Raw genomic sequence first — 8193 nt, forward strand, 5'->3', positions numbered from 1 at the left:
AGGGAGAGGAGAGGGAAACAAACAATTGGAAACATTCAGTAGCGAGCTAACCAAATAGCCCGCTGGCAATCTCGTGTCCCAAAGTGTACCCATTTACAATAATTGTGGTATTCAGTAGCTTATAAATAGATAAAAAAGACAAAGACCAATCTCCAAAACAGCCAAACACCTCCCAAAATACAGCAAAGAGCACCCCAAAGTACCCCCAAATACTACCCCCAACAGCGCCGATCTATACTTTGCGGAATCTAGGTCCAATGGAAATGGCGCGAGGAGAGAAATTTATTCCTAGGAATAAATTTATTTTTCTCTAGGTATAAAAATATTTGTCTGTACAAATAAATTTATTTATTCCTAGGAATAAATTTCTCTGATATGGCGAGCCACTTTGGCTGCGATACCAACAACAATTTGTGTATCCCCTAAACCGCTTCCAACCTACCATAGGAGTCAGCCGAAATACTTGATTATTCGTCGATTAGAGAGAGAGGCAGCACCCTTTAGTAATAGCACCCATCTAAAGTCGCTAGTTTAGCGAGGCTCCTATATTTGTATAATAGAAATAATTTAGTATCTTTGCAGTGCCTTTGTCGGAGGACTTGAAGACTTAGGTGGGTACTGACCTATGGTGTAATGGTAGCACAACAGGTTTTGGTTCTGTTTGTCGAGGTTCGAATCCTCGTAGGTCAACTTATGTGTTATTTTCTGAGCACCTTCTGGGAAAGCCAAGGAGGTGCTCAGTCTTTTATTTTGATATGAAGAATGAGATTCAGCCTACTCTTCTACTGGAGACATCGTGGGAGGTTTGCAATAAAGTAGGTGGTATATACACAGTGTTGAGCACACGAGCTGCCACTATGGTGGAGCATCATGGAAGGGAGCATGTGCTATTCATCGGGCCCAAACTAGAGGGGAAGCAACCAGACTTTTGCCCTTCTCGCAAAAAATCGGACAGGGAGTTGGCTAGCGCTCTAAGCGAGAGATGCGGTCTACCTGTAACCGTTGGTACTTGGAATATTATTGGTGAACCCAGGGTCGCTCTTGTAGATTTTGCCCCTCTGTGGAAAGAAAAGGACACCCTCTACTTCCAGATGTGGGAACGCTATGGAATTAGGGGTGATATTGGGTATGGCGACTACGACGAATCATGTCTCTTCGCTATAGCTGTGGCTAGGGTGATGGCAGCGTTGGTAGCACTACAACCTAGCGAGCATCCAGTGGCGATATTCAACGAATGGACAACGGGGATGGGGCTACTCTACTTGAGGATGACGACTCCTGAAGTACGCAACATCTTTATCACGCATGCAACTTCGGTAGGCAGGTCTATCGCAGGGAATGGCAAACCGCTCTACAGCCAAATGTCCAACTACAATGGCGACCAGATGGCCAATGAACTCGGTGTGATGTGCAAGCATCAGGTGGAGAAAAGGGCCGCACATACCGCAGACGCTTTTGGTACGGTGAGTGAGGTGACAGCGCGTGAAGCAGAGCAATTGCTCGAGAAGCGCCCCGATGCCCTACTCTATAATGGTTTTGAGCAAGGATTTATCCCTTCGGGGCATAAGCGTGCTGGGCTGAGACGGACGGGTAGAAAAGCAATTATCTCTCTTGCTGAAAAGCTCTATGGGAAGCGACTGTCGGAGGAGGCTTTTATAATAGCGACATCGGGACGAAGCGAATACCGTAATAAGGGGCTAGATATCTACATCGATGCCATCAGGAGGACAGCTACAAAGCAGCCCGAGAGGGAAGTGATAGCCCTTATCCTAGTACCCAGCTGGTCGGGGGCTCCAAGACCAGAGCTTATGGCTGCGCTCAAGAACGAAGAAGAACTAACCATGCCCATGCAGATGCCCTACCTTACGCACGAGTTGTATGATGGACTGGACAATCCAACCTTGGGGCACCTACACGCCTTGACTGGTTCATGGGGCGAGAAGGTGTATCCTATATTCCTCCCAGCGTACCTAGATGGCTCCGATGGCGTCCTCAATATCAAATACTACGATCTACTCCCGGCTCTAGACCTAAGCATCTTCGCTAGTTACTACGAGCCTTGGGGCTACACCCCATTGGAGAGTATCGCCTTTGGCGTGCCTACTCTCACTACAGACAAGGCGGGTTTCGGCATGTGGGCGATGAAGACGAATGACAAGAACTGTCTGTGCTTCGGGGCTAAAGCGCTTCCTAGAGAGGACGACAACTTTGAGGAGCTTGCCGAGACGATTGCCAATAAGGTATGCCGCTTCAGTTCGTTTGAGCCAGAGGCAGTAAGCACAAGCAAGAAAAGGGCAATGGCGCTAGCCAAGAAGGCTAGTTGGGGCAACTTCTATCCACAATACTTAGATGCCTATAGAAAAGCAATTATGCAGGAGAGATAACATGGATATTTCATTTATCATACCTATCTACAACCGACCCGATGAGCTAAGGGAATTGCTCCACTCATTTACTCAACTAGATGAGAGCGGAGTGCCCTATGAGATTATTGTGGTGGAAGATGGCTCCACGAATCCATCGGAAGAGGTGATTAGGAGTTTTGACCTCCCTATTCGCTATATCACACAGCAGAATACAGGCCCTGGGGGTGCGCGCAATAGAGGAGCCGATGCAGCCAAGGGGGAATGGGTGATATTCCTAGATAGTGACGCGGTGCTGCCCAACCACTACATGGTGGCTCTGGAGAAAGCGCTACAGAATAGTAACTGTGACCTATGGGGCGGTCCGGATAGAGCGAGGGAGGATTTTACATTGATACAGAAAGCGATAGACTACTCCATGACTTCTCTGCTGACTACGGGCGGTATCCGTGGCAAGAAAGGGAGTGTGGATAGGTTCTATCCCCGTACTTTCAATATGGGCATTAGGCGCTCCCTCTTTGCCCAGCTAAAGGGTTTCCGCAATGGTATGCGCTATGGCGAAGACCTAGACCTCAGCATGAGGGCTTTGGCGATAGGCGGAAAGTCGGAGCTATTTGAGGAAGTATGGGTTTATCATAAGCGTAGGGGTACTTTTGCAGACTTTTTCCGACAAATCCGCCATAGTGGACGAGCCAGAATAGTACTGAACAAGTACCATCCAGGCACGCTCAGACTAGCACATACGCTCCCCACCCTCTTTGTGCTATTCAATATCGTGGTGCTACTGAGCGGGAGCATTGCACTCTGGGGGATACTTGTTGCCTATATCTTGGCAATTGTATTTGACGTCTATGCCAAGGGACAATCACTGGAACTAGCGGGCTATGCTGTGGCTGCTACATATGTGCAACACTTCGCCTATGGAATCGGTTTTGCTGAACAACTTTTAGGAATCAATAAAGAATAATGAGAAAGACACTTGTACTGCTACTTCTTGCAATTGGGATAAGCATGGTCTATCCATCTGCAAGCCATGCTCAGGAGGAGCTAAAGCTGGGAGATATCTTCAAGAGCAAGCGACAAAAAGCAAAGGAAGAGGCTGAAGCGAGAGCCAAAGATGCGCCAGATGAAAAGACGAGAAAATACCAAGACCTCGTAGAGGAGGCAGAGGTAGATAGTGGACTCGTGGTAGTCATAAAGAAGAAGGATAATCTTTACTTCGAGCTCTCTGACTCCATTTGGAATAAGCCACTACTAATCTCTAACCGTATCTCCCGTACTTCCAACACTGCGGATGCTGTAGCAGGTCAGATGGTGAGCGAACCTTTCATGATTCGGCTAAAGAAGCAGGGCGACAAAGTATATATGTACTCAGTGGAGACCCTCAACTTCGTAGATGAGGATGACCCTATTGCGCCATCGTTTAAGCGCAACTTCGAGGAGCCTATCCTCACGAGCTTCAGAGTGGAAGCAGAGAACGCCAATAATGTAGTGATCGATGTCACAGACTTCTTTCTAGGGGGTGAGGGCAACATAGACCCAGCCGAAGATAGCAAGGTGGCAGGAAGTATGCAGAGAGGTTCGAGCTATATCTCCTCGGCACGCAGCTTCCCAAGGAATGTTGAGATTAAGAGTATCTTATCCTATCGTAAGGATAATTACCCCTATACTATAGAGGTACACCGTTCGGTAGTATTGCTTCCGGAGAAGCCCATGAAGCCAAGACTGCAAGATAATCGTGTAGGCTATTTCTCCTCTAGGCGCAACCGATTCACCACGAAGCTGGACAAGATAGAGAACTTCCAGATTATCCACCGTTGGCGCCTAGAGCCTAGCGATACGCTCGCCTATAATAGAGGTGAACTGGTGGAACCTCTCCAGAAGATTGTCTTCTACGTTGATACAGTTTTCCCAGAGAAGTGGAGACAAGCGGTTATGGATGGTATCAATGATTGGAATATCGCCTTTGAGGCTGCGGGATTTAAGAATGCGATAGAAGCACGTCTTTACCCTAGCAAAGAGGAGAACCCTGACTTCGACCCCGACGACCTCCGCTTCTCTTGTGTTAAGTACGCTACAACGAGTATTGCCAATGCTATGGGGCCTAGCTTCATAGACCCTAGGAGTGGAGAGATTCTTAATGCCGATGTCATCTGGTACCATAATGTGCTCTCGCTACTCCATCACTGGAGATTTACCCAAACGGCAGCGGCGGATAAGAGGGTACGAACCAACGTACTCCCCGATGAAGTAATGGCTGAGGCGATGCGCTATGTAGCCGCTCACGAGATTGGGCACACGCTGGGACTGATGCACAACATGGGTGCTAGCTTCTCCTTCCCAGTGGAGAAACTCAGAGACCCTCAGTTTACCCAAAAGTACGGCACCACACCATCGATTATGGACTATGCTCGTAACAACTACGTGGCACAGCCTGGGGATGTGGAGCGTGGTGTAAAGCTCACACCCCCACTGATCGGTGTATACGATATACATGCCATCAACTGGGGCTACCGCTATATCCCAGAGGCGAAGTGCTATAGAGATGAAGCGAAGATGCTAGACAAGTGGATTATGGCTAAGGCCAACAATCCTATGTATCGCTTCGGAGCTCAGCAGGTGAATACTCTCGACCCTACGGATCAGACGGAAGACCTTGGAGATAATCATATCAAGGCTGGAGACTATGGTATCTCCAACCTCAAGATTATTGCTAATAACTTCGAGAAGTGGCTACAACAGCCGGGAGAGCGCTATGATGATTTGTACGAAGCACATGCCCAGCTTGCGGGTCAATTTTTCCGCCATATCAATCACGTAGTACCATACGTAGGCGGTCGGATTTACTTTGAAAATAGACAAGGAGATGGTCAGATGCCTGTGACCTATATCCCAAAGGCAAAACAGCAAGAAGCACTTCGCTGGAGTATAAAGCAGGTACGAGAGATGAATAGTTGGCTCTTCACAAAGGAGCTTAAGCAGAAGTACGACCAATCGGGCAATAAGGATGGTTGGCGCATGGAACGCTTGATACCATCTTCGGTTATCTCCGACCTACTTGCCGACTTTAGGCTACTAGGCATTATGGAAAGCGGAGAGTACGCTCTTGCGGACTACCTTTCGGACTTTATGAAGGAGGTATTCGCACCGACCTACGCAGGTAGAAATCTCACATCTATAGACACCGCACTTGAGGATGCAGCATTACGCAACCTGATTTCTTACACGGGGATAAAGGGTGCTGATGAGATGTTCGAGCACACACTATCATTGGAAGATCAGAAAGCGTGGGATATGCTCACCTTTACACCTCAGTGTATGAATCATCCAGAGGAGGATCATCACGACCATAGCTTCTTCCGCTTCAATTTTATGCCTGCTAGCCCCAATAGCTATGAAGTGGCTCCGCTTATTCTGATGAAAGTTCAGGAGATTCGCACTCTATTCCGCCAACATGCGAATAGCGGTGATGCCTCTACTCGTGGGTTCTACAAGCTCTGGGAGCTTCGCTTCAAAGGGCTTCTCGACTAATCCAGTTATGACAAAATATTAATCGGGGCTATACAGTTACCACTGCCTAGCCCCGATTAATATTCTTCATATCCCCGACTTATTGGACACAAATCCTATTGACCCACAAGCATTTTCTATCTCTACGCTCCTGTATATCCCTTAACATAAAGTCTCGATCAATAGGAATAATACCTGAGTAATACAGTTTATTATTCCAATAAATGACAACAGGTTTACTCATATCAACCATCTCAGGTGAAATATTAATGCAGAAAAAAGATATACACGAAGTCTTGACTCTAAAAATATTGTCAGCATACTCGGCAACTATTTTACCTGAAGACCGAGGAAAATCAAAACCCTTCTTCTCTACTGGTACTACTACAAGGCTATCTCTCTCATCATACTTTAACCACTCTTTAATATCAAAATTTTCCGAACGACTATGCCAAGTAGCTTTAGGTGAAATGGTGTCTAGCTTTGCCTCGGTAACCCAGTCGATAGTACCATATCTATTATCATCAAATTCCCAGGTAATTCTAGAATGGAACGGGTTTCTAGTCCGAACACCGATATCATCAAAAAGCAGCTCTACTGCAGACTCAGATTCATCTAATTGTGGAAACCAATGCGGGAATCCCACATATCTACACTCTTTATAGTCAGCCCCTATTTCATGCATCAATCGAGACAAACTATCATTAGCCTTTGGTGGATAGTAATAATCAAGATTAGTTGTGATAGACATATAAGATCTATTCAAAATATTTTGAATAAACGTCCCACCAGTAAACACCTTAGGGTAAGTATTAAAGCCATAGAAGCCAGCAAAACTTGAGGGCTGCTTCATAAGATAAGAAAATGACCCTGTAGCGCCATTTGAATGTCCCAAAATAAAGACTCTATTATCATCTACATTTATACTGTGCTTAATCTTATTAAGAATAGTAGGAACCATAAAGAAACCATCATCAGGGTTCATCCAATTATACTGCTTATTCGCTTTTGGGAAAACGAGTATTACCTCGTTCCGCTCAGCAATTTTCGGAATAAACTTTCCACATTGGAATTGAACCTCCTCTTTCGTTAGGAAATCAACAAATTGGTTTTGTTTCACCGCCCCATGTAAGAAGAATAATAGAGGGTATTGTTTCCTAGAATCATAGTCTTTAGGCAACAGAACAAAAAACGAAGTCTGGATAGAATCATTCACTGTAAGAGATAATGAGTACTCTCTTTCTTGTTTATCTAGAAAACGACTATCATTTCTAAGAAGCTGGTACAATTCCTCATTACTAGCTTTAGATTTTTCTTGCTCTAGATAAGAATTAGTAAGGTAGAACTCCTCCTCATGCCTTGACAGTTGCGCCATAAATGCTTTCTGCTTCGAATAGGCTTGAGCAATTAGAGTACTCCATCGCGTGTCATCTTTGAGATTATTAAAATCCTCTTCAGACTCACCATATATGATATGAAACCAACCCTCTAAACCATAACTATCTTTCCCCTGGAGCAATAACTGGTTGAGGTAATTAAATGCCTTATCCTTCTCTCCCAAGGTTGCTGCAGCAGTAGACGCTGCGTAAAGACCAACTGTTTCTATACTGTCGGGGTATTGACTAAATGCACTATCAAAAAGCTTTAAAACTTCTTGCTGTTGCCCAATACTCTCAGCCTGATCTGCTGCGTCAAGAGCATAATTAATAAGCCCCATATACCCATTGCTTGTTTGTGCTAAAAGATTCGGCACTGTAAGCAACAAAGAAGTGACAAATAGTAGCACATTAAACTTCATAATTAACTAAATTCATATTCTTAATATCATTGTATTAGTTTACAATCCTCATGTATCCCATAATTACGGGTAAAGTTACATAAATTACAGTTCAGAAAAAATATCTTACCACACAGTAATATAACAATCTATAGTACTCCCCATTTTTCGACAACGGGCTAGTGTTTTTTTCTTTCATTGTTACAAACGTACTCATTTTCTTTCTCTTTACATAGTTATTGGTTATTTTTATGCAGCTACTACTATTCCATATTCCATGGCAGGTAGTAGCTTGATGATACTCTGGTGGGGGCGCTCATAGTTATAGAACTTTATCCACTTCCCTATTCCTTGCCGTAGTTCTGAGACTGTATCGGCTGGATTAAGATAGATATACTCTTGCTTGATGCTTCTCCAGAAGCGTTCTATCCAAATATTGTCCTTACAACGTCCTTTCCCATCCATACTTATCCTTATTCCTTTCTCCTCTAATAGCTCTACCCACTTCTTGCTCGTATACTGTACGCCTTGGTCTGAGTTGAT

Annotated in this window: 5 protein-coding genes and 1 tRNA gene; 4 read left to right on the forward strand and 2 right to left on the reverse strand. The window is 45.0% G+C overall.

Going from position 1 to position 8193, the window contains the following annotated elements; all coding sequences use genetic code 11:
- Positions 1-619: 619 nt before the first annotated feature.
- From A3GG_RS0110730 to A3GG_RS0110745, 4 genes are all read left to right on the forward strand, one after another.
- Positions 620-690: transfer RNA gene (locus A3GG_RS0110730), tRNA-Gln, on the forward strand.
- 65 nt (positions 691-755) lie between these two features.
- Positions 756-2384 (forward strand): glycosyltransferase, encoded by a 1629-nt coding sequence (locus tag A3GG_RS0110735; RefSeq protein WP_018359292.1) that lies wholly within the window; start codon positions 756-758, stop codon positions 2382-2384.
- Between the two features lies 1 nt (position 2385).
- Entirely contained in the window at positions 2386-3330 is a 945-nt protein-coding gene (locus A3GG_RS0110740; protein WP_018359293.1) for a glycosyltransferase family 2 protein, read from the forward strand.
- Positions 3330-5894: a zinc-dependent metalloprotease gene (locus A3GG_RS0110745; RefSeq protein ID WP_018359294.1), complete on the forward strand. Its 2565-nt coding sequence runs from the start codon at positions 3330-3332 to the stop codon at positions 5892-5894. The genes A3GG_RS0110740 and A3GG_RS0110745 overlap by 1 nt, the downstream gene beginning before the upstream one ends.
- A gap of 79 nt (positions 5895-5973) precedes the next feature.
- Here the strand turns inward: A3GG_RS0110745 and A3GG_RS0110750 are convergent, their stop codons facing one another.
- Positions 5974-7671, reverse strand: coding sequence for an alpha/beta hydrolase-fold protein (locus A3GG_RS0110750; RefSeq protein WP_018359295.1), 1698 nt, complete (start codon positions 7669-7671; stop codon positions 5974-5976).
- Between the two features lie 228 nt (positions 7672-7899).
- On the reverse strand, positions 7900-8193 hold a 294-nt coding region (locus A3GG_RS12475; protein ID WP_018359296.1), incomplete at its 5' end, for an integrase core domain-containing protein.

Origin of the sequence: Porphyromonas levii DSM 23370, assembly GCF_000379925.1 — a bacterium.
Lineage (GTDB): Bacteria > Bacteroidota > Bacteroidia > Bacteroidales > Porphyromonadaceae > Porphyromonas_A > Porphyromonas_A levii.

Bases quoted from the DNA above. Each gene is read 5' to 3' on its own strand.
- A3GG_RS0110735 (WP_018359292.1), top strand. From the start codon at position 756: ATGAAGAATGAGATTCAGCCTACTCTTCTACTGGAGACATCGTGGGAG.
- A3GG_RS0110740 (WP_018359293.1), top strand. From the start codon at position 2,386: ATGGATATTTCATTTATCATACCTATCTACAACCGACCCGATGAGCTA.
- A3GG_RS0110745 (WP_018359294.1), top strand. From the start codon at position 3,330: ATGAGAAAGACACTTGTACTGCTACTTCTTGCAATTGGGATAAGCATG.
- A3GG_RS0110750 (WP_018359295.1), bottom strand. From the start codon at position 7,671: ATGAAGTTTAATGTGCTACTATTTGTCACTTCTTTGTTGCTTACAGTG.